This window comes from Streptomyces sp. Qhu_M48 (genome assembly GCF_051305195.1).
In the GTDB taxonomy this organism is placed as follows: Bacteria; Actinomycetota; Actinomycetes; order Streptomycetales; family Streptomycetaceae; genus Streptomyces.
Window position 1 is genome coordinate 4,840,866 of sequence record NZ_CP195432.1, and the last position, 24,969, is coordinate 4,865,834.

A 24,969-nucleotide genomic window follows, 5' to 3' on the forward strand; every position below is an offset into this window, starting at 1 on the left:
GGCGCTAGGCACTCTTCGCAGCCTCGGTGATCGACGTGGTGACCTGCTCGGGGGTCTTCTTGCCGGCTATGAGGTCGGCGACGCTGTCGTTGACCTCCTGGCCGACCGCCGGAGGGTAGGCCTGGTCGAGGAAGAGCTGGAAGCCCGTCGCCTTGACCAGGCTCGCGGCCACCACCTTCTTGTTGACGTCGGTGAGCTGGCTCTCCGCACCCTTGACCACCGGCAGATAGCCGTTGGAGGCCAGCAGCTTGGACTCGTTCTCCAGGACGAAGAACCTCAGGAAGTCCAGCGCCTCCTTCGGGGCGCCCTTGCGCAACGCGAAGCCACCGCCGCCACCGAACACCTCGGTGGCCTGCCCCACACCTCCGTCGACCGTGGGGAAGGGGAAGAAGCCCAGGTCCGCTCCGAGGTCGGCGCCCGCGTCCTTCTGCACCGACGGCCCCCACTGCCCCATCAGCTCCATGGCGGCCTTGCCGTTGCCCATGGTCGCGGCCTGCCCGCCGGGGGTGGCGTAGCCGGCGCCGAGAAAGGCCGTCTGGAACGGGTGGAGGTCGACGAGCTCCTTGAGGTGGGCGCCCGCCTGGACGAAGCCGGCGCCGGTGAAGTCCTTGGTGGTCGCGGCCTTCTGCAGCGCGGGGAGGCCGGCGACACGCATCGCGAGGTAGGCCCAGTAGTAGTGGCCCGGCCACTTCTCCTTGCCCGCGAGGGCGATCGGGGTGATGCCCGCCGCCTTGAGCTTCCTGACTCCGTCGAGGAACTCGGCCCAGGTGGCCGGCGGGGCGGTGATCCCGGCCTCGGCGAAGAGTTTCTTGTTGTACCAGAAGCCGACCATGCCGATGTCGTAGGGCACCCCGTAGGTGCGGCCGTCGAACTGGTAGGCCTGCAGCGAGACCGGGGTGAGGTCGGTCGACCAGTCCAGGACGTCGGTGAGGTCCTCGACCAGCCCCGCGTCGACCTGCTGCCGCAGCACACCGCCGCCCCAGGTCTGGAAGACATCGGGGAGCCTGCCCGAAGAGGTGGTGGCGGTCAGCTTGGATTTGAAGGCCTCGTTCTCCAGCGAGGTCGTGGTGATCGCGACGTTGGGGTGAGCGGTCGTGAACGCCGAGGAGATCTGCGGGAAGAGGGACTTGCCCGGCTCCGTCGTGGCGATGTTCCACCACTCGAACGTCACCTTGCCGTCGGCCGACGGCCCGCCGCCGGACGCGCCGGCTCCGCAGGCCGCGGTCATGGAGACGGACAGTGCGGTGAAGCCAGCGAGCGCGAGGAAGTTTCGTCGGCTCGGGGGGGTGCTGGCCATGGGACCTCCGTGAGGGGATGCCGGTTCGATGCCGGGCCACTGCCGGGTTCAGTGCCGATGCCGTGCTCGAAAACTTTTCGAAATACTCTCGAATTCCGTGGTGCCATAAACTAGGAACGTCAGGCTGTACGGTCAAGACTTCTCACCGATCTATCTTGAAGCGCCGCTTGAACGCAGGCTTGACAAGCAGTCGTGCCGATCAGAAACTCTTCGAAAGTTTGCGATACCTATCGTCGCCCGACGGCGTCGAGGAGGAGGGAAGTTGAGCGAGCAGCGGGCGACTCTGGCGGTCATCGCCGCGGAGGCAGGGGTCTCCCAGGCCACTGTCTCCAAGGTGATCAACGGTCGGTCCGACGTCGCGCCCTCGACACGCGAACGGATCGAAGTACTGCTGCGATCCCACAACTACCTCCAGCCCGGCCGGCAGAACAGGGCTCGCAGATCGGGCCTCGTCGACCTGATCATCGGCGGTCTGGACAGCGCGTGGGCGGTGGAGATACTGCGCGGCGTCGAGGCCGAGTGCGCCCAGCGGGGCGTCGGCACCGTCGTGTCGCTCGTGCCGCCGGGCGAGGCCACTCCGTCGAGCTGGGCCGCCCTGCCGGTCCAACACCACAGCGACGGCGTCATCCTCGTCACCGCCTCGGTCACCCAGGCCCAGCGCGCCCAGGTCGAACGGGGCGGGGTGGCGCTGGTCGTCATCGACCCGATCGACCTGCCGGGCAACGGCGTGCCGAGCATCGGCGCGACCAACTGGGCGGGCGGCCTCGCGGCCACCGAGCACCTGCTGGAGATGGGGCACCGCCGGATCGCCGCCATCGGCGGGCGCAAGGAGATGCTCTGCAGCCAGGCCCGCATCGACGGCTACCGGGCCGCTCTGGAGCGGGCCGGGATCGAGGTCGACCGCGACCTGATCCGGTTCGGCGACTTCCAGCACGAGGGCGGGTTCCGGTGTGCCCGGGAGCTGCTCGCCCTGCCCGAGCCACCGACGGCCGTCTTCGCCGGGAGCGACCAGCAGGCGATGGGTGTCTACGAGGCCGCCCGGCAGGGCGGACTGAGCATCCCGGGGGACCTCAGCGTGGTCGGTTTCGACGACCTGCCGATGTGCGAATGGCTGTCACCTCCGCTGACGACGGTGCGTCAGCCGCTGGAGGAGATGGGTCGGCTCGCAGCCCGCACGCTGTTCCAGCTTCTGGAGGACCAGCCCCTGGTCAGCCCCCGGATGGAGCTCTCGACCGAGCTCAAGGTCCGGCTCTCCACCGCCTCGCCCCGTCCCTAGGAGAACCCCTTGCCCGAGCCCTGGCGTGATCCTCTCCTGCCCGCCTCCGTGCGAGTCGCCGATCTGCTGAGTCGGATGACGCTGGAAGAGAAGGCGGGGCAACTCACCGGCTTCTGGGCCCTGCCCTCGAATCCCGGAGTACCCGTCGCGCCGATGGAGGACGATTCCAGCGAGCCCGCGCCGGACCTCGACGACATCGTCGGATACGGTCTCGGCCAGCTCACCCGGGTGTACGGAACCGCGCCGATCACCGCGGAAGCCGGTATGGAGCGCCTCGCCTCACTCCAGCGCCAGGTGACCGGGTCCGGCCGGTTCGGCATTCCGGCGATCGCTCACGAGGAATGCCTGACCGGGTTCATGACGTTCGGGGCCACGGTCTTCCCCGGGCCGCTCGCCTGGGGCGCGTCCTTCGACCCCGGGCTCGTGCGGCGGATGGCCGGGGCCATCGGTGAGGGGATGCGGCGGGTCGGCGTCCATCAGGGGCTGGCCCCGGTGCTCGACGTGGTCCGCGACTACCGGTGGGGAAGGACCGAGGAGTGCATCGGCGAGGACCCCTATCTCGTCGGAGCGATCGGCACCGCCTACGTACAGGGCCTGGAAGGCGCCGGCGTCGTGGCGACGCTCAAGCATTTCGCCGGATACTCGGCCTCTCGCGGCGGCCGGAACATGGCCCCCGTCGCCGCGGGGCCGCGCGAGTTCGCCGACGTGCTGGTCGAGCCCTTCGTACGGGCGCTGCGCGAGGGAGGCGCCCGGTCGGTGATGAACAGCTACACCGATGTGGACGGTGTCCCGGTCGCCGCCGACGAACACCTGCTGACCGGAGTGCTCAGGGACGAACTCGGCTTCGGCGGTGTCGTCGTCGCCGACTACTACTCCGTCTCCTTCCTGGAGACCCGGCACGGCGTCACCGGGTCTCGCGGCGCGGCCGGCGCGCTGGCGTTGACCGCCGGAATCGACGTCGAGCTGCCCACCGCCCGCTGCTACGGCGAGCCGCTGACCGCACTCGTACGGTCGGGAGACGTTCCCGGGGAGCTCGTCGACCGGGCCGCGGAGAGGGTCCTGCTGCAGAAGGCCGAACTCGGCCTGCTCGACCCCGACTGGGCACCCGTCAAGCCCGAGCCCGTCGACCTCGACCCGCCGGAGAACCGGGCCCTGGCCAGGCTCCTGGCCGAGCGGTCCACCGTGCTGCTCGCCAACGACGGCATCCTGCCCCTGCGCCCGTGCCGGGTCGCGGTCAGCGGGCCGTACGCCGACGACCCCCACTCGTTCCTCGGCTGCTACTCCTTCCCCAACCACGTGGCGCTGCCCGGCCACCCCGGGCTGGAGATCCCGACGCTCGGCGAGGCGCTCACCGCCGTCGGGTTCACGGTCACCGCGGAGGATCCGGAGGTGCACGTGCTCGTACTCGGCGACCGGGCCGGCATGTTCGGCCGAGGCACCTCGGGGGAGGGCTGCGACGCCGAGACCCTCGACCTGCCCGGTGACCAGGCCGCACTCGCCTCCGCCGTGCTGGACTCCGGGGTGCCGACCGTCCTGGTCCTCGTCTCCGGACGCCCCTACGCGCTCGGCTCGCTCGCCGACCGCGCGGCGGCCGTCGTCCAGGCCTTCTTCCCCGGCGAAGAGGGCGGGACGGCGCTGGCCCGGATCATCAGCGGGGCCGCGGAGCCATCCGGGCGGCTCCCCGTCTCCATCCCCCGCCAGGTCGGCGGACAGCCCGGTACCTACCTGCACTCCGCGTTGGGCGGGCACACCGACTGGAGCTCGGTGGACCCGACTCCGCTGTTCCCGTTCGGGCACGGGCTGAGCTGGACCAGCTTCACCTGCTCGGATCTCTCGGTGGATCCCGTCGCCCCGACGGACGGGGCCGTCTCCGTCGCGGTCACCGTACGCAACGTCGGCGAGGTGGCCGGGACCGAGGTGGTCCAGCTGTACCTGTCAGACCCCGAGGCGTCCGTCGTCCGGCCCCGGCGGTGGCTGGCCGGATTCGGCAGAGTCGAGCTGCGGCCGGGCGAGGCCGCCCGGATCACCTTCTCCGTCCACGCCGACCGGACCTCCTTCACCGGGGTCGACCTGCGCAGGAGGGTGGAGCCCGGAGAGATCGGCGTGGCCGTCGGACACTCCAGCGGCGACCTCCCGCTCCAGGGCTCCTTCACCCTGCGCGGCCCGGTACGCCACCCGGCGGCCGACCGCGTGCTGTCCGTGCCGGTCGAGATCGTCCCGGTCCCATGAGTACGGCCTTCGATGATCCCGTGCTGCCCGGGTTCCGGCCCGACCCGTCCGTCTGTCGGGTGGGGGCGGACTACTACCTGGTGACGTCCAGCTTCGAGTGGTTCCCGGGGCTCCCCGTGTTCCACAGCCGCGATCTCGTGAACTGGCGACGTCTCGGCTCCGCGCTGGACCGACCGTCCCAGCTCGACCTCGACGGGTGCGAGCCTTCACGCGGCCTGTTCGCACCGACGATCCGGCACCATGACGGGCTCTTCCACCTCGTCTGCACGCTGATGGACGGCCCCGGACACTTCGTCGTCACGGCGGCCGACCCGGCCGGGCCGTGGTCGGAACCGTACTGGCTGGAGGGAGAGGGCTTCGACCCGTCGCTGTTCTTCGACGACGGGCCGGACGGAGACGGCCGGGCCTGGTTCACCGCCGCCCGCGTGCTGGACGAGGTCGCGGGCCGCACCGAGATCTGGATGCGTGAGTACCTTCCCGGTGAACGAAGGCTCACAGGACGCGAGTACGTCCTGTGGTCGGGAAGCCGGACGGGCGCCCGCTGGTCGGAGGCCCCGCACCTCTACAGGATCGACGGGACCTGCCTCCTGCTCACCGCGGAGGGCGGTACCGACGTGGACCACAGCGTGGTGGCCGCCCGCGCCGCCCACGTGACCGGCCCGTACAGGGGCACCCCCGGCAACCCGGCCCTACCTCCCGCCCGGAGGGGCCCCGTCACCTGCACCGGGCACGCCGACCTCGTGCAGACCCCGGACGGCGACTGGCGGGCCGTCCTCCTGGGCGTCCGCCCGGGCTCCGCCATCGGCCGCGAGACCTTCCTCAGCAGGGTCACGTGGAGTGACGGCCGGCCGGTCTTCTCCCCCGTCGGCCACACGAGCCCCCGCTGCCCGCTCCACGACGACTTCGCCGAACTCTCCGCCGACTGGAGCACCCTGCGCACCCCTCGCACCCCGTTCTGGACCACCGGCGACGGGCTCCGCCTCCAGCTCCGCCCCGAACACCTCGGCGAACGGACCGTCCCGTCCCTCCTGGCCCGCCCCCAGGAACAACCCGACTGCGACGTGTCCACCGAACTGCACTTCACTCCCGCAGCACCGGGCGAACAGGCCGGCCTCGCCGTCGTCCTCGACGACGACACCCACCTCCTCTTCCTTCGCACCGAGGAAGGACTCGTCCTCCGCCACGGGCCCGAGGTCCTGGCCCGTGATCCCGTCCCCCCGGGGCCCGTTCGCCTGGGGGTCCGCGTCCGGGGCTTCAGCCACACCTTCGCCCATGCGGCGCCGGACGGTGCCTGGCGGGACCTGGCCACCGTCGAAGCCACCTTCCTCAGGCCGCTGTTCACCAGCGTCCAGCTCGGCCTCTACGCCACCTCCCACGGCCGCCCGTCCACGAACCAGGCCCACTTCACCTGGTTCGACATCACGTATCCGAACCGCCCCTCCGGGGCGACGGGCATCGACGCCCTGGAAATGTGAACCGAGGCAAGCCCTCACTTATGAAGGAAGCAGTCCCTATCGAAACACTTTCGATAGGGACTGCTTCCTTCATGGCGCTTCCGAATTCCCTGACGGACCTCCCAAAGGACCAATCCGGCCCCATCATCGGGCCGCATTACCGAAAACTCCCCGAAACACTTGACATGTTCCTGCGGTGTTTCCAGACTGAATTCGAGGCGCCACCGGCCCTTTGTCTGCGTGCCGCGGTGCCGGCCTCGAATCATTGCGCCCTGATGGTCCGCGCCCTTTTCCACAGGCGCGGACATCGCCGTCGCGGAATTTCTTCCCGCCGCGCTCGCATCCATCCGTGATTTCCGTACTGGAGGTCCAGTCATGCGTTTACACGCCACCTCGTCCACCGTCCGCCGGAAAATAGGGGGCCTCTGCGCGGCGCTGATCGTCGGCGTCCTCGGTTCCGCCACCGTGCTGGTGGCGCCGCCGACCTCACACGCCGCCGAGAGCACGCTCGGCAGGGCGGCGGCGCAGAGCGGCCGGTACTTCGGCACCGCCATCGCGTCGGGCAGGCTCAACGACTCGACGTACACGACGATCGCGACCCGCGAGTTCGACTCGGTGACGGCCGAGAACGAGATGAAGATCGACGCCACCGAACCCCAGCAGGGCCGGTTCGACTTCGCCGCCGGCGACCGCGTCTACAACTGGGCGGTGCAGAACGGCAAGCAGGTGCGGGGCCACACCCTGGCCTGGCACTCCCAGCAGCCCGCCTGGATGCAGAACCTCAGCGGCAGCGCGCTGCGCCAGGCCATGACCCACCACATCAACGGCGTGATGGCCCACTACAAGGGCAAGATCGCCCAGTGGGACGTCGTGAACGAGGCCTTCGTCGACGGCACCTCGGGAGCCCGGCGCGACTCCAACCTGCAGCGCACCGGCAACGACTGGATCGAGGTCGCCTTCCGCACCGCACGCGCCGCCGACCCGGCAGCCAAGCTCTGCTACAACGACTACAACGTCGAGAACTGGACCTGGGCCAAGACCCAGGCCATGTACGCCATGGTCCGGGACTTCAAGCAACGCGGCGTGCCCATCGACTGCGTCGGCTTCCAGTCGCACTTCAACAACGACAGCCCCTACAACAGCAACTTCCGCACCACTCTGCAGAACTTCGCAGCCCTCGGCGTCGACGTCGCCATCACCGAACTCGACATCCAGGGCGCCTCGGGCACGACCTACGCCAACGTGACCAACGACTGCCTGGCCATTCCCCGCTGCCTCGGCATCACCGTCTGGGGCGTGCGAGACACCGACTCCTGGCGAGCCGAGCACACGCCACTGCTGTTCAACGGCGACGGCAGCAGGAAGCCCGCCTACACCTCCGTCCTCAACGCGCTCAACGCCGTCTCCCCCAACCCCACTCCGCCCCCCTCCCCCGGCTCCGGAGCGATCAAGGGAGTCGCCTCGGGCCGCTGCCTGGACGTACCCGGTGCCGTGACCACCGACGGCACCCAACTCCAGCTGTGGGACTGCAACAACCGCACCAACCAACAGTGGACCCACACCACCACGGGTGAGCTCAGGGTCTACGGCGACAAGTGCCTGGACGCCGCCGGCACCGGCAACGGCGCCAAGGTGCAGATCCACGGCTGCTGGGGCGGCGACAACCAGAAGTGGCGCCTCAACTCCGACGGAACCGTCGTCGGCGTCCAGTCCGGCCTCTGCCTCGACGCCGCCGCCAACGGCACCGCCAACGGCACCCTGATCCAGCTCTACTCCTGCTGGAACGGCGGCAATCAGCGCTGGACCCGCACCTGACCCGCTGCGGCGCACCATGGAGGGGAGTCAGGGTGATCCTGGCTCCCCTCGACGCGGTCAGGCAGACGGAGGGTTGCCGTAGTAGGCGTCGGGGCCGTGCTTGCGCGTGAAGTGGCGGTCCAGCACGTGTCGCGGGGGCTCGACCGTGCCCAGGGCGATGGTGTGGAGGGCCATCTCGGCCACCGCCTCGCAGACGATGGCGTGCTCCAGGGACGTGGTGGCGTCGGCACCCCAGGTGAACGGGCCGTGGTGGGCGACCAGGGCGCCCGGGACCTCCCGGGCCCGGGTGTCGTCGCCGCCCAAGAGGTCCACGATGACCTGGCCGGTGTTGTACTCGTAGTCCGTGGCGCACTGCAGGGGGGTGAGGGCCTCGGTGACGGGGACGGGACCGTTGAAGGTGTCCGCGTGGGTCGTACCGAGCACGGGTATCGGGCGCCGGGCCTGGGCGAAGGCGACGGCGTGGGTGGAGTGCGTGTGGGTCACGCCTCCGATGGAGGGGAAGGCCAGGTAGAGGCTCCGATGAGTCTCCGTGTCGGTGGACGGTCGCAGGTGGCCATCCACGACGCTTCCGTCGGACAGCGAGACGACGACCAGGTCCTCCTCGCGCAGCACGTCGTAGGCCACGCCCGAGGGCTTGATGACGAAGACACCGGCTTGTCGGTCCACACCGCTCACGTTGCCCCAGGTCAGAGTGGCGAGCCCGGCTCGGGGGATGCGGAGGTTGGCCTCCAGTACCTCTCGGCGCAGTTCCTCGGAAACGGCGGTGCTCACGGCGGGCTCCGTCCTGGTGGGAGTGGTGGCGGGGGTCCTCACAGGCTCTGGGCCAGGCGGTGGTAGGCCTGGTTCCAGCGCAGCTCGCGCGTGAAGCGCCGGATGGTGGTGTCCTCGTCGATGACCGCGAGTTCGGTCCGCAGCATCTCGGCGAGGTCGTCGAGCTCCTCGCCGCCGAGGGAGGTGGTCAGGACGGTGTGGTGCGGCGCTCCGGCCGTCAGCCAGGCCTCGGTGGAGGTGCGCAGGTCGGGGCGGGGGCGCCAGACGGCTCGGGCGACGGGGAGCTTCGGCAGCGGCTCGGGCGGGGCGACGACGTCGATGTGGTTGGCGACGAGGCGGAACCGGTCGCCCATGTCGGCGAGGCCGACGACGACGGCCGGACCCGGGTCCGCGTCGAAGACGAGGCGGACCGGGTCCTCTCGTCCGCCGATGCCGAGCGGGTGGAGCTCGCAGGACGGCGTGGCCGTGGTCAGGGAGGGGCAGACCTCGAGCATGTGGGCGCCGAGGATGAGCTCCTGGCCCGGCGTGAGGTCGTAGGTGTAGTCCTCCATGAAGGAGGTACCGCCGGGCAGGCCGTGGGCCATCGCCTTCAGTGTGCGCAGCAGGGTGGAGGTCTTCCAGTCTCCTTCGCCGCCGAAGCCGTAGCCGTCCGCCATCAGGCGCTGCACGGCGAGGCCGGGCAGCTGGCGCAGGCCCCCGAGGTCCTCGAAGTTGGTGGTGAAGGCGCGGAACCCGCCTTCGGTGAGGAAGGTACGCAGGCCGGCTTCGACGCGGGCGGCATAGCGCAGGGAGTCGTGACGCTCACCGCCGGGCCGCAGCTCGGGCGCGAGGGCGTAGAGGTCCTGGTACTCCTTGACGAGGTCGGCGACGGTGTCGTCGGGGGCGGCGTCGACCACGGCGACGAGGTCGTTGACGCCGTACGTGTTGACCGAGACCCCGAACCGCAGCTGTGCCTCGACCTTGTCGCCTTCGGTGACGGCGACGTCGCGCATGTTGTCGCCGAACCGGGCGAGTTTGAGGGTGGTGAGTTCGGACCGGCCGACGGCGGCGCGTGCCCATCCGGCGATGCGGTCGACGACGTCGGGGGTGGAGACGTGACCGGCCACGGTCTTGCGCGGGACACCGAGGCGGGTCTGGACGAAGCCGAACTCGCGGTCGCCGTGGGCGGCCTGGTTCAGGTTCATGAAGTCCATGTCAATGGTGGCCCAGGGCAGTTGGCGGTTGGCCTGAGTGTGCAGGTGCAGCAGGGGCTTGCGCAGGGCGTCGAGGCCGGCGATCCACATCTTGGCCGGGGAGAAGGTGTGCATCCAGGCGATCAGGCCGATGCAGCGGTCGTCGGCGTTGGCCTCCAGGCAGACCGCGCGGATGGCGGCCGCGTCGGTGAGGACCGGCTTCCACACCAGGCGGACGGTCATTTGGGGCTGCCCGGCGAGGGTGTCGCAGATGGCGCGGGACTGGTCGGCGACCTGGGCCAGGGTGTCGTCGCCGTAGAGGGCCTGGCTTCCGGTGAGAAACCAGATCTCGCGGTCGGGCTGGGCGAGCGTCATGTCGGGTGTGCTCCTCGGAGGTGCTGGGGCGGAGAGGTCGGGCCGATGGCGGCTGTGGGCGGGGAGGTGGCCCGGTCAGCCGGTGGTGGCGGCGCGTGCGGTGTTGCGGATCCGTCGCAGTCGGTGCAGGAGGAGGTCCGCGCCGGTGCCGAAGTGCTCGTGCAGGGCGCGGTACTCGCTGAACAGCGCGTCGTAGGCGTCCGCCCGCGCGGGGTCGGGCACGTAGGCGTGGCGCCGGACGCTTCCCATCACGGCGGCGGCGGAGCGGACGTCGGGGTAGGCGCACGCGGCGACGGCGGCGTGGATGGCCGAGCCGAGCGCCGGCCCCTGCTCGGAGGCGCCGAGGGAGACGGGGCGGCGGAGCACGTCGGCGTAGATCTGCATGAGCAGCGCGTTCTTCCTCAGTCCTCCGGTGACGATGAACTCCTCGACGGGGATGCCGCCGTCCTCGAAGGCCTCGACGATCAGCCGGGTCCCGTAGGCGGTGGATTCGAGCAGAGCCCGGTAGACGTCTTCGGGCCGGGTGTCGAGGGTGAGGCCGGCGATGACTCCGGAGAGGTGGTGGTCGACCAGGGGGGACCGGTTGCCGTTCATCCAGTCCAGGGCGACCAGGCCGTGCGCGCCGACCGGCTGGCCGGCGGCCCTGCGGGTCAGGAGTTGGTGCAGGTCCTCGCCCGAGGCCTCCGCCTCGGCGCGGTAGGGGTCCGGTACGCCCTGCCGGAGCCACCAGGCGAAAATGTCACCGACCGCGCTCTGGCCGGCCTCGTAGCCGTAGGCACCCTCGACTATGCCGCCGTCGACGACCCCGCAGATGCCGGGCACCTCGGCGAGGGTGGCGCCGTTGAGTACGTGGCAGGTGGAGGTGCCCATGATGGCGAGCATCCGGCCGTTCTCGACGGCGCCCGCGGCGGGCGCGGCCACATGGGCGTCGACGTTGCCGACGGCGACGGCGACGCCCTCGGGGAGCCCGGTCCAGTGCGCGGCCCGGCCGCTCAGTCCGCCGGCACGGGAGCCCAGGGGTGACAACGGGTGCTCCAGGCGCGTGGCGGGGAAGTCGGCGAAGTCCGGGTGGAGTCGGGCGAGGAAGCCGGGCGAGGGGTAGGCGCCGTCCTGGTGGATGCCCTTGTAGCCGGCGGTGCAGGTGTTGCGGGACTCGGTGCCGGTCAGCTGCCAGACGATCCAGTCGGCCGCCTCGATCCAGCGGGCGCAGGCGGCGTAGACGGCCGGGTCCTCTTCCAGGACCTGGAGCGCCTTGGCGAACTGCCACTCGGAGGAGATCCTGCCGCCGTACCGTGCGATCCACTTCTCGCCGTGGGCGTGAGCGAGGGCGTTGATGCGGTCGGCCTGCCCCTGGGCCGCGTGGTGCTTCCACAGTTTGGGCCAGGCATGCGGGCGGTCGGCCCACTCGGGCGTCAGGGCGAGCGGAGTGCCGTCCGGGGTGGTCGGCAGGACCGTGCAGGCGGTGAAGTCGGTGGCGATGCCGATGACGCGGGCCGGGTCGACTCCTGCGTCGGCGAGCGCCGCCGGAACGGCGGTACGCAGGACGTCGCGCCAGTCCTCGGGGTGCTGCAGGGCCCAGTCGGGGGGCAGGGGGGCGCCGGTGGCGGGAAGGCGGTCGTCGATGACCGCGTGGCGGTACTCGTGGACCGACGAACCGAGTTCGGCGCCGTCCCGGACCCTGACCACGACGGCGCGCCCGGAGAGGGTGCCGAAGTCGACTCCGATGGTGCAGGCCTCGGGATGGTGACGGGCTGCGGGGTCGGAAAGGGCGTGTGTGGTCACGATGCGATCTCTCTCGTCATGAGCAGGGCCAGAGGAGCACCCTGATTGTTAACGCTCACAATTGAGTTGGACAAGAGCTGCGTGCAGTCCTGTCGCACATTGGGCGGGAAACGGGGCCTCTGAAGTGAGCGCTCACCTAGGTCGAGAGGCGACCCGACGTCGCGGCCGGCCCTGCGTCGCGGCCAGCCCGCCGGGGGGCGGACGGGGCGGAGCTGTGGACGGGGCGCTTGCGCGGGCGGACCGACGCGCGTGTGCCGCCGAACGACAGGCGCCGGATATCAGGCGACAGACAGCAGGCCGCAGACAGCAGACAGCGGACAGGAGGCCTGTCACCGGCCGGCCAGGAGGCGGTGGCGAGAGCCCGCCCGCCGCGTCAGGATTCGTTCGAGGGGCGCGTGCTCGCGCGCATGATGAGCTGCGGTTCCACCAGGAGGTGCTCGGCCTTCCGGGCGCGACCCTCGATGTGGTCCACCAGGAGCCCGATGCTCCGGCGCCCGATGGCGGCGAAGTCCTGGCGGACCGTCGTCAGCGGCGGAGGGAAGAACTCGGCCTCGGGGATGTCGTCGAAGCCGGCGACGGCGACCTGTCCGGGGGTGCGGATCCCGCCCTCGCGCAGCGCCCGCAGCACGCCGAGCGCCATCTGGTCGTTGGCGACGAAGACGGCCGTGACCGGTGTCGCCCCGCGGCGGGCCAGGGCGAGTCCCGCGAGTTCCTGTCCCGCCCGGTAGCCGGACAGCGGGCTCCAGTCCCCCGTCAGTACGCGCGGAGGGCGGATGCCGCTCTCCTCCAGGACGGTGCGCCATCCCGCGGTGCGGGCCTCGCTCTCCAGCCAGTCGTCGGGACCCGCCACGTGCCAGACATTGCCGTGCCCGGCGGCGAGCAGGTGCTCCGTGACCATGCGGGCGCCGAGCTCCTGGTCGAGGGAGACGCCGGGCAGGTCGAGCTGATGCCCACCCTCCACGGTGACCACGGGGAAGGGCGCGTCCAGCTCGGCGAGCGCCTGCACGTGCGAGCGTTGCGGGGTGATGGCGACGACGCCCTCCACACCCCAGGAGGCGAGGTGGTCGATGGCGTCCTTGAGCCCCTGCCCCTCTCCGGTGCGCAGACTGACGGTCGAGACGAGGTAGCCCTGCTCCCGGGCCGCCTCCTCCAGGCCGGTCAGGGTGCTGGCAGGGCCGTACAGGGCGGTGTTGACGGCGATGACACCCAGCGTCCTCGTACGGCGCGTCACCAGGGCGCGTGCGGCGGAGTTGCGGCGGTAGCCCAGCCGCTCGATGGCCAGGGTGACCTGTTCCCGGGTGGCCGCGCGCACGTTGGGGTGATCGCTCAGCACCCGGGAGACGGTCTGGTGGGAGACCCCCGCCTCTCGTGCGACGTCGGCCATCGTCGGCGGGCGGACTTCTTCCGCGGGATGCGCCACGTTCGCCTCCCTTCTCCCTGCTTACGGCTGCGTATCGATACGAGAAAAACCTTAGCGCCTCTTGTATCACGCCGTTGTGAGCGCTAACAATCTAGCTCGACCGGGGCGCCGAAGCCCCGGCCACCCAGCCGGAACGGTGTCGTCCCGGTGGTGCGAGGACCCGCGCTGCCGCCGCCCGTCCCGGCCGGAGCCGCCTCGACGACGGGATTGCCAGGTAACCCATGAAGAAGTTCCGATCCGCGTCCGCCCTCCTGGCCGTGACCACCGGCTGTGCCCTGCTCCTGACAGCCTGCGGGCAGAACAGCGAGGGCGGCAGCCAGGAGTCGAAGGACACGAAGGACCTCACCATCGGCATCGCGATGCCCACCAAGTCCTCCGAGCGGTGGATCGCCGACGGCCGCAACATGACCGAAAGCCTGAAGAAGGCCGGCTTCGCCACGACCCTGCAGTACGGCGAGGACGACCCCGACCAGCAGGTCGCCCAGATCGAGAACATGATCACCCAGGGCGTCGACGCCCTGGTCGTGGCCGCCATCAACGGCGAGGCCCTGTCCAACGTCCTGCAGCAGGCGGCGGACGCCCGCATCCCGGTCATCTCCTACGACCGGCTCATCCTGGGCTCCCCGCACGTCGACTACTACGCCTCCTTCGACAACGAGAAGGTCGGCGAACTCCAGGCCACGTACATCGTGGAGAAGCTGGGGCTGAAGGCCGGCTCGAAGAAGGGCCCCTTCAACATCGAGCTGTTCGCCGGGTCCAACGACGACAACAACACCAAGTACTTCTTCGACGGCGCCATGAAGGTGCTGAAGCCCTACCTCGACAAGAAGCAGTTGGTCGTACGCTCCCAGCAGACCCAGCTCAACCAGGTCACCACGTTGCGCTGGGACGGAGGGACGGCGCAGAAGCGCATGGACGACCTGCTGACCTCCTCGTACTCCACTGCCCGGGTCGACGCCGTGCTGTCCCCCTACGACGGCATCTCCATCGGCATCCTGTCCGCCCTGAAGTCCGACGACTACGGGAGCGCCGCCAAGCCGCTGCCGGTCGTCACCGGCCAGGACGCGGAGGTCGCCTCCGTGAAGTCGATCATCGCGGGCCAGCAGACGCAGACCGTCTACAAGGACACACGCGCGCTCGCGCAGGTCGCCGCGGACATGGTGACCGCCGTCCTCGCCGGCAAGAAGCCCGAGATCAACGACGACGCCACCTACGACAACGGCAGGAAGGTGGTCCCGGCCTTCCTGCTCGATCCGGTCAGCGTCGACAAGTCGAACTACCGGAAGGTCCTGGTCGACTCGGGCTACATCAACGCCGAGGAACTGCGGTGACGCCCGTCCCGGCCCGCTCCCCCAAGGTTCCCGTCTCCGCCTCGCCCCCGGCCGGCCCCGTCCTCGAGATGCGGTCCATCGTCAAGACCTTCCCCGGAGTCAGAGCGCTGTCCGACGTGACCCTGTCCGTGGAGCGCGGCGAGGTGCACGCCCTGTGCGGCGAGAACGGTGCCGGCAAGTCGACGCTCATGAAGGTCCTGTCCGGCGTCCACCCGCACGGCACCTACGAGGGCGAGATCCTCTTCGAAGGCGTGCCGTGCCGGTTCAAGGACATCAGGGCCAGCGAGCAGCGCGGCATCGTCATCATCCACCAGGAGCTCGCCCTCGTTCCCTACCTGTCGATCGCCGAGAACGTCTTCCTCGGCAACGAGCCGTCCCGGCGCGGGATCATCGACTGGCACGAGGCGCTGCGCCGTGCTTCCGAACTGCTCCGGCGGGTCGGGCTCGACGAACACCCCGAGACCCGGGTCGCCGACATCGGTGTCGGCAAGCAGCAGCTCGTGGAGATCGCGAAGGCACTGGCGAAGAACGTCCGCCTCCTGATCCTCGACGAGCCCACCGCGGCGCTCAACGACGAGGACAGCGCGAAGCTGCTGCGGCTGATGCGGGAGCTGAAGAGCCAGGGCATCACTTCGATCATCATCTCGCACAAGCTGAACGAGATCGCCCAGATCGCGGACTCCGTCACCATCCTGCGCGACGGGCGCTCCATCGAGACCCTCGACGTCAGGGACCCCGCCACCACCGAGGAACGCATCATCCGCGGCATGGTGGGGCGTGACCTCGACAGCCGGTTCCCCGACCGCACGCCGTACGAGGGCCCGGCCGACGCCGCCCCTGTCCTGGAGATCCGGGACTGGACCGTACGTCACCCCCTCGACCGCGGCCGCAAGGCCGTCGACGGGGTCTCGCTCCAGGTCCGCCGCGGGGAGATCGTCGGCGTCGCGGGGCTCATGGGGGCCGGCCGGACCGAACTCGCGATGAGCGTCTTCGGCCGTTCCTACGGCCACTACGAGCAGGGCACCGTGCTCAAGGACGGCCGCGAGGTACGGACACGCACGGTCCCCGAGGCGGTCGCCCACGGCATCGCGTACGTCACCGAGGACCGCAAGCACTACGGGCTCAACCTCGGGGACTCCGTGAGCCGGAACATCTCGCTCGCGTCGCTCGGCGCCCTCGCCCGCCGCGGCGTCGTCGACGGGCATGAGGAGCGCAAGGTGGCCGAACGGTACCGGCGGACCATGAACATCAAGGCTCCGAACGTCCTCGAGCCGGTCGGCCGCCTTTCCGGCGGCAACCAGCAGAAGGTCGTTCTCAGCAAGTGGATCCTCGCCGGGCCGGACGTCCTCATCCTCGACGAGCCCACCCGAGGAGTCGACGTGGGAGCCAAGTTCGAGATCTACACCGTGATCGACCGGCTCGCCGCCGAGGGCAAGGCGATTCTCCTCATCTCCTCCGAGCTGCCCGAACTGCTCGGCATGTGCGACCGCGTCTACACCATGGCCGCGGGCCGGCTGACCGGCGAAGTCGCCCGCGAGGACGCCACCCAGGAAGTCCTGATGCGGCACATGACACAGGACACCCCCGCGCCACCGGCGGTCACCGCGGGCGGCGCCTCCAGCGAAGGACACCAGGCATGAGCACCGACGTCAGCACGGAAACGACCACACCGGCGCCCCCGGGCCGCGGGGCTCCGTCCACCGGGGCACCGCTGACCCGGGTGCTTCTGGACGGCGTCCGGCGGAACATGCGCCAGTACGGGATGCTCTTCGCACTCGGCCTGATCGTGCTCCTGTTCCAGATCTGGACGGGCGGCGACCTCCTGCTGCCGCGCAACGTCTCCAACCTGGTGCTGCAGAACAGCTACATCCTCATCCTGGCCATCGGCATGATGATCGTCATCATCTCCGGGCACATCGACCTGTCGGTGGGCTCCCTGATGGCCCTGGTCGGTGGCATCGGGGCAGTGCTCATGGTCGAGCACCAGGTGGCCTGGCCCGTCGCGGTGCTCCTCACCCTGCTGCTGGGAGCCGTCGCCGGCGCCCTCCAGGGATTCTTCATCGCGTACGTCGGCATACCGTCGTTCATCGTGACGCTCGCCGGCATGCTGCTGTTCCGCGGGCTGACGGAGATCTTCCTCAAGGGGCAGACGCTCGGCCCGTTCCCTGACGGACTGCAGAAGATCGCCAACGGCTTCCTGCCGGAGGTGGGACCGCAGACCAACTACCACAACGGGACCCTGCTCCTCGGCCTTGGCCTGGTCGCCTACGTGGTGTTCCAGGAGGTGCGGGACCGCCGTCGCCAGCGGGAATTCGCTCTGGAGCCGCTCCCCACGGGCCTGTTCGCGCTGAAGCTGACGGCGCTGGTCGCCGCTGTCCTGGTCACCACCCTGCTGCTCGCCAGCTACAAGGGCGCCCCCGTGGTCCTCCTGATCCTGGCCGCGCTGCTGGTCGGCTTCGGTTACGTGATGCGCAACGCGGTGATCGGCCGCCACGTGTACGCGATCGGGGGGAACCTGCCGGCCGCCAAGCTGTCCGGGGTCAAGGACAGGAAGGTGACCTTCGCCGTGTTCCTCAACATGGGAATGCTCGCGGCGCTCGCCGGGCTCGTCTTCGCCGCGCGCTTCAACGCGGCCTCGCCGAAGGCGGGCGTGAACTTCGAACTGGAGGCCATCGCCGCCGCGTTCATCGGCGGGGCGTCGATGAGCGGTGGAGTCGGGACCGTCCTGGGAGCCATCATCGGCGGCCTGGTCCTCGGCGTGCTCAACAACGGCATGAACCTCGTCGGGGTGGGCACCGACTGGCAGCAGGTCATCAAAGGCCTGGTGCTCCTCGCGGCGGTCGGCTTCGACGTGTGGAACAAGCGCAGGGCTGGTGCCTGACGTCCCTCCGATGACGGCTGTGCCCGCCGGTTCCTCCACCGGCGGGCACGGCCATGTCGGCGTGCTCGTACGCGGTCAGCCGCGCGTGCTGAACCGCAAGACCGTCCTCGACCGGTACTCGTCGCCGGGGCGCAGCACCGCCGAAGGGTCACCGGGGCGGTTCGGGGAGTCGGGGAAGTGCTGGGTCTCCAGCGCGATTCCGGCGCCCGCCAGGTAGGGCGTACCGCTCTTGCCGAGGACCGTTCCGTCGAACTGCCCCGCGGTGTAGACCTGCAGTCCGGGCTCCGTGGTCAGCACCTCCAAGCGGCGGCCCGTGGCCGGCGCGTGGAGGACGGCGGCCCGGCGGAGGGATGTGTCGCCGTGCGGGCTCAGGACGAAGTTGTGGTCGAACCCGCCGTCCGCGCCGGGGCGGGCCAGGGCCTCGGCGATCCTCAGCGGCCGGCGGAGGTCGAACGCGGTGCCGGAGACGGGGCGGTGGTCCCCGAGCGGAATGAGGTCGTCGTCGACCGGTGTGTAGTGGGAGGCGTGGACGGCGAGTTCGTGGCCGAGGATGTCGCCGGCGCCCTCGCCGTCGAGGTTGAAGTACGCGTGGTTGGTCAGGTTGACCAGGGTGGCCGCGTCAGTGACCGCCGTGTAGGTGAAGGCGAGTTCGTCGTCGCGGCCGATGAGGCAGCTGACGGTGACGTCCAGGGTTCCCGGGAACCCCTGGTCGCCGTCCGGGCTGCGGAGGTGCAGGAGCACCCCGGTGCGCTCCGCGGTGTGCACGCTCTCTGCTTCCCAGAGGCGGGTGTCGAAGCCGTCGGTTCCACCGTGCAGGCAGTGGCCGTTCTCCTGCGTGGTCAGCTGGTACGGCTTCGCGTCCAGGGAGAACCGACCGTGTGCGATGCGGTTGGCGTAGCGGCCGACGGTGGCGCCGAAGTACCGGGCGGTGGTGGCCGTCCGGGCCGGGTCGCGAGGAGCGAGGACGATGTCGGCCGGGGTGCCGTCCCGGTCCGGCGCCCACAGCCCGTGGAGGCGGGCCCCGCGGGTGTGCACCTCCGCCGTGAGCCCGCCGGGGAAGCCGAAGGTCCATCGTTGTCCGGCGTACGGGTCGGGGCGGCAGACCGGGGGGACCCCGGTGCAGGGGGACGGTGATGGGTTCATGGAGGTTCCTGGTCGGCGAGAGGGCACAGCCGGAAAGGGGGCAGGGAGGGCCCCTGCCCCCTCCCTGGGCGCGTTCGTACGCGGAGGACGGGCTCGGGGTTCGCTCTTGGCGAGGGGTCTATTCCGCCTGGCGGGATCCTGCGAAGAGGCGTTGGAGGAGGATGAAGACGAACAGCAGACCGCCGATGACGATGCGGGTCCACCACGAACTGAGCGTGCCCTGGAAGCTGATGATGGTCTGGATCAGGCCGAGGACCGTCACGCCCAGGGCGGTTCCCAGGACGAAACCGGAACCTCCGGTCAGCAGAGTCCCGCCGATCACGGCGGCGGCGATGGCGTCGAGTTCCATGCCGACGGCGTGCAGGGCGTAGCCGGACAGCATGTAGAAGGTCAGCAGCAGACCGCCGAGGGCCGAACACAGGCCGCTCACGGCGTACACCACGACCTTGGTGCGCCCCACAGGCAGGCCCATGAGACGGGCGGAGGACTCGTTGCCGCCCAGGGCGTAGACGGTGCGGCCGAAGCGGGTGTGGTGGAGGACGACGAAGGCGAGCACCAGCACGACCAGGGCGATGACCACCGCGGGGGAGACGAACAGGCCCCCGGGCAGGAGCACCCGCGACTGGGCGATCCGGGTGGTCGCCGGGTCGGTGACGGAGATGGACTCGGTGCTGATCATGTAGCAGAGGCCGCGGGCGAGGAACATGCCCGCGAGGGTGACGATGAAGGGCTGGATCTCGAAGGTGTGGATCACCCAGCCCATGAGGGCGCCGCCTCCTGCTCCCACCAGCAGGACCACCGGCACCGCCAGGGCCAGCGGCAGGCCGTTCTGTTCGACGAGCCAGGCCGTCAGCATGGTCGACAGGGCCACCATGGAACCGACCGAGAGGTCGATCCCGCCGGTGAGGACGACGAACGTCATGCCGATCGCCACGACGAGCAGGAAGCCGTTGTCGATCAGGACGTTGAGCAGGACCTGCGCGGAGAAGAAGCCTTCGTACTGCACGGAGCCGATCGCGAACATCGCGACCAGCAGCGTGGCCGTCACCATGAGCGGCAGGCGGGCGGCGTGCCGTGCCGAGAAGCGGTGGAGCGGCTTGGCGAGGGTGGTGCTCACGGGTGGACCTCCTGCCGGCTGGCCGTCAGGTCGTCGGCCGCGGTGGCCGGGTCCGGGGCGGCCTTTCGGTGACGGCGTGGGAGTCGCGCGCGGAACGCGGGCGACTGGACGAGACACACGACGATGACGACCAGGGCCTTGAAGACGAGGGTGGTCTCGGGCGGTACGCCGAGGGTGTAGATCGTGGTCGAGAGGGTCTGGATGATCAGCGCGCCCAGGACCGTCCCGCCGAGGGAGAAGCGACCGCCCGTCAGGGCGGTGCCGCCGATGACGACGGCGAGTATCGCGTCCAGTTCGATCCACAGGCCGGCGTTGTTGCCGTCCGCACTGGACACGTTGGAGCTGATCATCAGGCCGGCCACCGAGGCGCACACGGCGCTGACGACGTAGACCATGACCAGGAGGCCGACTGCCCGGATGCCGACGAGTCGGCTGGCGACCGGGTTGCCGCCCACCGATTCGATGAGCAGCCCGAGCGCGGTACGCCGGGTGACGAGGGAGGTGACGGCGACGAGGGCCGCGGCGAGGAGGACGGCGAAGGGGAGGGTGAGCCAGTAGCCGCCGCCGATCATCTTGTAGGGGCTGCTGGACACGCTGATGATCTGGCCGTCGGTGATCAGTTGGGCCACGCCGCGTCCGGCGACCATGAGGACCAGCGTGGCGACGATGGGCTGGACGCCGAGCCGGGCGACGAGGAGGCCGTTCAGCAGTCCGATCGCGGCGGCCACACCGACCGCCACCGCGATCGCCGACAGGACGGTGGACAGGCTCCCCGGGTCCTTCGCGGTGGCGATGTGCTCGCACGCGAGGGCGCCGGCGATGGCGACCGTCGAGCCGACCGAGAGATCGATGCCCCGGGTGGCGATCACGAGCGTCATGCCGAGAGAGACCAGGATCAGGGGGGCACCGAACTGCAGGATGTCGATCAGGCTGCCGTACAGGTGTCCGTTCTGGACTCTGACGGTGAGGAAGTCATGGGTGAACGCGACGTTCCCCACCAGCAGGGCGACCAGCACTGCGGCGGGCCAGAACAGGCGGTGCTCGACGAGCCGCCGGGCTCCTGGCGCCCGGACCGGACGCCCCCCGGCGCCGGTGTCGTCAGGTGGTGTCATGAGGTGGCTCCGGTGGCGATGGCGCCCAGGATCCGGTCGGGCGTCAGGGTCGTGTCGTTGGGGAGGGTGGCGACGAGCCGGTGGTCGCGCAGCACGCCGACCCGGTGGCTCAGCCGCAGTACTTCCTCGAGTTCGGCGGAGATGAAGAGGACCGCGGTGCCTTCCGCGGCCAGGCGGGTGACCAGTTTCTGGATCTCCGTCTTGGCGCCGATGTCGATGCCCCTGGTGGGTTCGTCCAGGATCAGCAGCTCGGGGTCGGTGAGCAGCCATCGGGCGAGCAGCACCTTCTGCTGGTTGCCCCCGCTGAGGTTGCGGACCTGTGCCTCGGGGTCGGCCGGGCGGATGTCGAGAACCTCGGTCCACCGGGCGGCGATCTCGTCCTGTCGGGTGCGGGAGAGGGGTCTGGTCCAGCCGCGTGCGGCCTGGAGGGCGAGCACGATGTTCTCGCGGACGGTGAGTTCGCCGATCAGGCCCTCCGCCTTGCGGTTCTCCGAGCAGAAGGCGATCTTGTGGGCGATCGCGGCGCGGGGCGATCGCAGGACGGCGCGCTCGCCGTCGATCCGGAGCTCGCCTCCGTCGGCGTGGTCGGCGCCGAAGAGCAGCCGGGCCGCCTCGGTGCGTCCGGAGCCGAGGAGCCCGGCCAGGCCGATGACCTCGCCGCGGTGGATGTCCAGGTCGTAGGGCTGGACGGCACCGGCCCGGGCGAGGCCGCGGGCGCTGAGGAAGGGCGTGTCCTCGGAGCCGGGGCGGGCCGTGGGGCCGGTGTGGGATGTCTCGGCCAGTTCGTCGAGGATGCGCAGTTCGCTCCCGACCATGCGGTGTACGAGGGTCACGGGTGTCAGCTCGTCGATCCGGTACTCGCCTTCGAGGCGTCCGTTGCGCAGGACGGTCACCCGGTCGCACAGGTCGAAGACCTGGTCGAGGAAGTGGGTGACGAAGAGGATCGCGACGCCCCGGTCGCGCAGTGTGCGCACCAGGGTGAACAGCTGGGCGACTTCGTCCCGGTCGAGGCTGGAGGTGGGCTCGTCGAGGATGAGGACCTTCGCCTTGACGTCCACGGCTCGTACGATCGCGACCAGTTGCTGGACGGCGAGGGAGTGCGCGCTCAGCGGCAGGCGGACGTCGAGGTCCAGTTCCAGTTCGGTGATGAGCCGTGCCGCGCGTTCGTGGAGGGCCGACCAGTGGACCAGCCCCAGGCGCCGGGGTTCACGGCCGATGAGGATGTTCTCCGCGACCGAGAGGTTGGGGCACAGGTTCACCTCCTGGTACACCGTGCTGATTCCGGCGTGCTGCGCTTCCAGCGGTTCGGCGAACCGCTGGGGGCCGCCGTCGACGGAGACCGTTCCCGCGTCGGGCGGGTGGACGCCGGTGAGTACCTTGATGAGGGTCGACTTGCCGGCGCCGTTCTCGCCCATCAGGGCGTGGACCTCGCCGGGGAAGAGGCGCAGGTCCACGCCGTCGAGGGCGAGGACGCCGGGGAACGCCTTGCGGATGCCGTGGGCCTCCAGGACCGGCCGGTCGGTGCGGGTGGGCGTGGGGGTGGGTGGGGCTGCCATCCGCCCTCCTCTCCTGAGGGGTCGGGGGCGGCGTGAGGACCGCCCCCGGTCTGGTGCGGGCGTCGGGTCAGTACTGGCGGCCGGGCAGCGCGGCCGCGGCCTGGTCCTGGGTGAAGACGCCCTCCTTGACCTCGACCCGTCGCGGGACGCTCTCCCCCGCCGCGACCTTCTTGGCGAGTTCCATCAACTGGTCGCCGAGCAGCGGGTTGCACTCGACCACCACGTTGATCTTCTTCTCCTTCATGGCGACGAAGGCGTCCTTGATGCCGTCGACGGAGATCACCTTGATGTCGGTGCCCGGCTTCCTGCCCGCCTCCTCGATGGCCTGGATCGCGCCCAGGGCCATGTCGTCGTTGTGGGCGTACAGGACGTCGATGTCCTTGTGGGACTTGAGGAAGGCCTGCATGACCTCCTTGCCCTTGGCACGGGTGAAGTCGCCGGTCTGGGAGGCGATGACCTTGAACTTGGAGTCGCCCTTGACGACCTCGGCGAAGCCGGCCTTGCGGTCGTTGGCGGGTGCGGAGCCGGTGGTGCCCTGGAGCTCGACGACGTTGACCGGCTCGGAGGTCCCCTCGTACTCCCTCACGAGCCACTTGCCGGCCTCCTGCCCCTCCTTGACGAAGTCGGAGCCGAGGAAGGTCCGGTAGAGGGAGGTGTCCTGCGAGTCGACCGCACGGTCGGTGAGGATCACCGGGATGCCGGCGCTCTTGGCCTCCTTCAGCACGGTGTCCCAGCCGGACTCCACCACCGGGGAGAAGGCGATGACGTCCACCTTCTGCTGGATGAAGGTGCGGATCGCCTTGATCTGGTTCTCCTGCTTCTGCTGCGCGTCGGAGAACTTGAGCGTGATGCCGGCCTTCTCGGCGGCCTCGCGGACGGACTTGGTGTTGGCGGTGCGCCAGCCGCTCTCGGCTCCTACCTGGGCGAACCCGAGCACCAGTCTGCCGTCGGAGGAGCCCTTGCCGGCGCCGCCGGTGGTACCGGTGGTCGCGGGCTCGGTGGTGCAGGCGGTCAGCACACCACCGGCCAGGGCTACGGCGGCGATGACGCGGAGGGCTCTGTGGGCCATGTCGTGGTTCCTCTCGGGACGTGCGTCGTACCGGGCGGCGCCCTGAAGGGGGGCCCGGCGAAGGTGTGGCTGCTCAGCGGTGGTTGAGCGGGGCGGAGGCGGAGTGTGCGCCGACCCCTGACGACCGGTGGGCTGCCGAACGCGACACATTGTGAGCGCTAACACGCGCGTAACTCAAGAGCTCGTACGGCTGTTACCCGTTCTTGATGCGGAGGGACGAGCCGCCGGACAGCTAGCCTCACCCACAGGTTGTGAGCGTTAACAGCCCCGCTCAGCCCCCGTCCACGTCGGCCACGGGAAGCCTCCCACCCGCGGGCTCGCGCGGAAGCGGGGCTGGGTGACCGGCCCCGCCGGTGACGGGCGGCGGTTCGTCGCCCGTCAGACGGCGTGACGCGGAAGAGGAGGCGACAAGGTGGGCGGCCCCGGCGGCGGTTCGGGCCACACGAGCAGCACCGGGCAGCGGGCGTGGTCGACGACGAAGCGTGCGGCGGGACCGAGGCTGTGCGGTCCGAGGTGGGCACGGTCGCCGCCCCGGGCCGGAATCAGCAGGTCGCACGCCTCGGCCACGGCGACGACCTCGCGCTCGACTCGCCCGGTGCGCCCGGTACATGTGCAGGGGCGCCCAGACGGTCGGCGGCATCCTGGAGCGACTGCCGCGCGGAGTCGGCCGCGAGGTGCTCCAGGTGCGTTCCGGGGGTCCCTCCCCCAGCCTTCGACCGGGCGGTTCCCCGAGGCATGGCCACGGTCCACAAGCCCGGCGAACGCGCCATGGGCCGCACCCGGGACGTCCACCGAGGTGACGTGCGGCAGGCGATCACGGCGTCCGCCGGAGGGTGCGCGCGGGCGACGTCCCCACAGGCGGGCCAGGTGCCCTCGGCGATCCAGACGACCAACCACGGCCATGGGTAGCAGCCTTCTCCGGCGAGGGCAGCGAGAGCCACCGTGCCCGGACGGCGGCCAGGAGGCTCGCGGGGACCGCGTACACGCCGAGCCGGGTGAACGCCGTCAGCTCCACCTCACCGTCGTGGGCGTGGGCGATGCGCCGCCACAGCAGGGTGGCCAGCGAGCCGGCGAGGCCGACTTCGTAGTGCCCCCGTCGGGACCGTTGACGGCGGCACCGGGCGTCACTAGTGTCCGCTGCAGATCTCCAGCCTGCCGGCCGCGATGGG

General features: G+C 70.3%; 17 protein-coding genes and 2 pseudogenes. 7 read left to right on the forward strand and 12 right to left on the reverse strand.

The genetic code is table 11. The annotated features are described in order from the left end of the window. Window positions 1-4: 4 nt before the first annotated feature. Complete coding sequence (locus ACRRSS_RS21925) at window positions 5-1,297, reverse strand: extracellular solute-binding protein (protein WP_435972825.1); 1,293 nt, start codon at window positions 1,295-1,297, stop codon at window positions 5-7. 262 nt (window positions 1,298-1,559) lie between these two features. On the opposite strand from ACRRSS_RS21925, the gene ACRRSS_RS21930 reads away from it, so the two are divergent. The 4 genes from ACRRSS_RS21930 to ACRRSS_RS21945 all read left to right on the forward strand — a co-directional run bounded on the left by ACRRSS_RS21930 (window position 1,560) and on the right by ACRRSS_RS21945 (window position 8,071). Next, window positions 1,560-2,573, forward strand: coding sequence for a LacI family DNA-binding transcriptional regulator (locus ACRRSS_RS21930; RefSeq protein ID WP_435972826.1), 1,014 nt, complete (start codon window positions 1,560-1,562; stop codon window positions 2,571-2,573). A gap of 9 nt (window positions 2,574-2,582) precedes the next feature. Then, the gene (locus tag ACRRSS_RS21935; protein ID WP_435972827.1) at window positions 2,583-4,802 is read left to right on the forward strand and encodes a beta-glucosidase; all 2,220 of its coding nucleotides are present in this window, start codon (window positions 2,583-2,585) and stop codon (window positions 4,800-4,802) included. Then, complete coding sequence (locus ACRRSS_RS21940; protein WP_435972828.1) at window positions 4,799-6,277, forward strand: glycoside hydrolase family 43 protein; 1,479 nt, start codon at window positions 4,799-4,801, stop codon at window positions 6,275-6,277. Before ACRRSS_RS21935 ends, ACRRSS_RS21940 begins: the two co-directional genes overlap by 4 nt. A gap of 354 nt (window positions 6,278-6,631) precedes the next feature. Continuing rightward, entirely contained in the window at window positions 6,632-8,071 is a 1,440-nt protein-coding gene (locus tag ACRRSS_RS21945; RefSeq protein ID WP_435972829.1) for an endo-1,4-beta-xylanase, read from the forward strand. Between the two features lie 57 nt (window positions 8,072-8,128). Here the strand turns inward: ACRRSS_RS21945 and araD are convergent, their stop codons facing one another. The 4 genes from araD to ACRRSS_RS21965 form a co-directional block, all read right to left on the reverse strand. Further along, on the reverse strand, window positions 8,129-8,842 hold the full coding sequence (gene araD / locus ACRRSS_RS21950) for an L-ribulose-5-phosphate 4-epimerase AraD (protein WP_435972830.1): 714 nt from the start codon (window positions 8,840-8,842) through the stop codon (window positions 8,129-8,131). Between the two features lie 38 nt (window positions 8,843-8,880). Further along, complete coding sequence (gene araA / locus ACRRSS_RS21955; RefSeq protein ID WP_435972831.1) at window positions 8,881-10,389, reverse strand: L-arabinose isomerase; 1,509 nt, start codon at window positions 10,387-10,389, stop codon at window positions 8,881-8,883. A gap of 75 nt (window positions 10,390-10,464) precedes the next feature. Continuing rightward, window positions 10,465-12,171, reverse strand: coding sequence for a ribulokinase (gene araB / locus ACRRSS_RS21960; protein WP_435972832.1), 1,707 nt, complete (start codon window positions 12,169-12,171; stop codon window positions 10,465-10,467). A 373-nt stretch (window positions 12,172-12,544) separates the two neighbouring features. Next, window positions 12,545-13,591, reverse strand: a complete 1,047-nt coding sequence (locus ACRRSS_RS21965; protein ID WP_435972833.1) for a LacI family DNA-binding transcriptional regulator — start codon at window positions 13,589-13,591, stop codon at window positions 12,545-12,547. Window positions 13,592-13,812: 221 nt separating this feature from the next. Here ACRRSS_RS21965 and chvE point away from each other — a divergent pair, with 221 nt between their 5' ends. The 3 genes from chvE to mmsB are packed head-to-tail and all read left to right on the forward strand — an operon-like array spanning window position 13,813 to window position 17,803. After that, a complete protein-coding gene (gene chvE, locus ACRRSS_RS21970) occupies window positions 13,813-14,922 on the forward strand; it encodes a multiple monosaccharide ABC transporter substrate-binding protein (protein WP_435972834.1) in 1,110 nt (369 codons plus the stop codon). After that, on the forward strand, window positions 14,919-16,562 hold the full coding sequence (mmsA, locus tag ACRRSS_RS21975) for a multiple monosaccharide ABC transporter ATP-binding protein (protein WP_435972835.1): 1,644 nt from the start codon (window positions 14,919-14,921) through the stop codon (window positions 16,560-16,562). The genes chvE and mmsA overlap by 4 nt, the downstream gene beginning before the upstream one ends. Then, window positions 16,559-17,803, forward strand: a complete 1,245-nt coding sequence (mmsB, locus tag ACRRSS_RS21980) for a multiple monosaccharide ABC transporter permease (RefSeq protein WP_435972836.1) — start codon at window positions 16,559-16,561, stop codon at window positions 17,801-17,803. Before mmsA ends, mmsB begins: the two co-directional genes overlap by 4 nt. A 75-nt stretch (window positions 17,804-17,878) precedes the next feature. On the opposite strand, the gene ACRRSS_RS21985 is transcribed toward mmsB, so the two are convergent. The 7 genes and pseudogenes from ACRRSS_RS21985 to ACRRSS_RS22015 form a co-directional block, all read right to left on the reverse strand. After that, window positions 17,879-18,946, reverse strand: coding sequence for an aldose epimerase family protein (locus tag ACRRSS_RS21985; protein WP_435972837.1), 1,068 nt, complete (start codon window positions 18,944-18,946; stop codon window positions 17,879-17,881). Between the two features lie 118 nt (window positions 18,947-19,064). Beyond that, the gene (yjfF, locus tag ACRRSS_RS21990; RefSeq protein ID WP_435972838.1) at window positions 19,065-20,063 is read right to left on the reverse strand and encodes a galactofuranose ABC transporter, permease protein YjfF; all 999 of its coding nucleotides are present in this window, start codon (window positions 20,061-20,063) and stop codon (window positions 19,065-19,067) included. Beyond that, on the reverse strand, window positions 20,060-21,175 hold the full coding sequence (locus ACRRSS_RS21995; protein ID WP_435972839.1) for an ABC transporter permease: 1,116 nt from the start codon (window positions 21,173-21,175) through the stop codon (window positions 20,060-20,062). The genes yjfF and ACRRSS_RS21995 overlap by 4 nt, the downstream gene beginning before the upstream one ends. Further along, on the reverse strand, window positions 21,172-22,731 hold the full coding sequence (locus ACRRSS_RS22000; protein ID WP_435972840.1) for a sugar ABC transporter ATP-binding protein: 1,560 nt from the start codon (window positions 22,729-22,731) through the stop codon (window positions 21,172-21,174). Before ACRRSS_RS22000 ends, ACRRSS_RS21995 begins: the two co-directional genes overlap by 4 nt. A gap of 67 nt (window positions 22,732-22,798) precedes the next feature. Beyond that, complete coding sequence (locus ACRRSS_RS22005; protein ID WP_435972841.1) at window positions 22,799-23,800, reverse strand: ABC transporter substrate-binding protein; 1,002 nt, start codon at window positions 23,798-23,800, stop codon at window positions 22,799-22,801. Window positions 23,801-24,178: 378 nt separating this feature from the next. Next, a pseudogene (locus ACRRSS_RS22010) lies at window positions 24,179-24,693 on the reverse strand (universal stress protein). A gap of 35 nt (window positions 24,694-24,728) precedes the next feature. Then, window positions 24,729-24,869 (reverse strand): annotated as a pseudogene (locus tag ACRRSS_RS22015) (arsenic transporter); the annotation flags it as partial. Between the last annotated feature and the right edge of the window lie 100 nt (window positions 24,870-24,969).

Coding starts and splice junctions, on each gene's coding strand:
- ACRRSS_RS21925 (WP_435972825.1), bottom strand. CDS start 1,297: ATGGCCAGCACCCCCCCGAGCCGACGAAACTTCCTCGCGCTCGCTGGC.
- ACRRSS_RS21940 (WP_435972828.1), top strand. CDS start 4,799: ATGAGTACGGCCTTCGATGATCCCGTGCTGCCCGGGTTCCGGCCCGAC.
- ACRRSS_RS21945 (WP_435972829.1), top strand. CDS start 6,632: ATGCGTTTACACGCCACCTCGTCCACCGTCCGCCGGAAAATAGGGGGC.
- araA (WP_435972831.1), bottom strand. CDS start 10,389: ATGACGCTCGCCCAGCCCGACCGCGAGATCTGGTTTCTCACCGGAAGC.
- chvE (WP_435972834.1), top strand. CDS start 13,813: ATGAAGAAGTTCCGATCCGCGTCCGCCCTCCTGGCCGTGACCACCGGC.
- mmsB (WP_435972836.1), top strand. CDS start 16,559: ATGAGCACCGACGTCAGCACGGAAACGACCACACCGGCGCCCCCGGGC.
- ACRRSS_RS21985 (WP_435972837.1), bottom strand. CDS start 18,946: ATGAACCCATCACCGTCCCCCTGCACCGGGGTCCCCCCGGTCTGCCGC.
- ACRRSS_RS21995 (WP_435972839.1), bottom strand. CDS start 21,175: ATGACACCACCTGACGACACCGGCGCCGGGGGGCGTCCGGTCCGGGCG.
- ACRRSS_RS22000 (WP_435972840.1), bottom strand. CDS start 22,731: ATGGCAGCCCCACCCACCCCCACGCCCACCCGCACCGACCGGCCGGTC.
- ACRRSS_RS22005 (WP_435972841.1), bottom strand. CDS start 23,800: ATGGCCCACAGAGCCCTCCGCGTCATCGCCGCCGTAGCCCTGGCCGGT.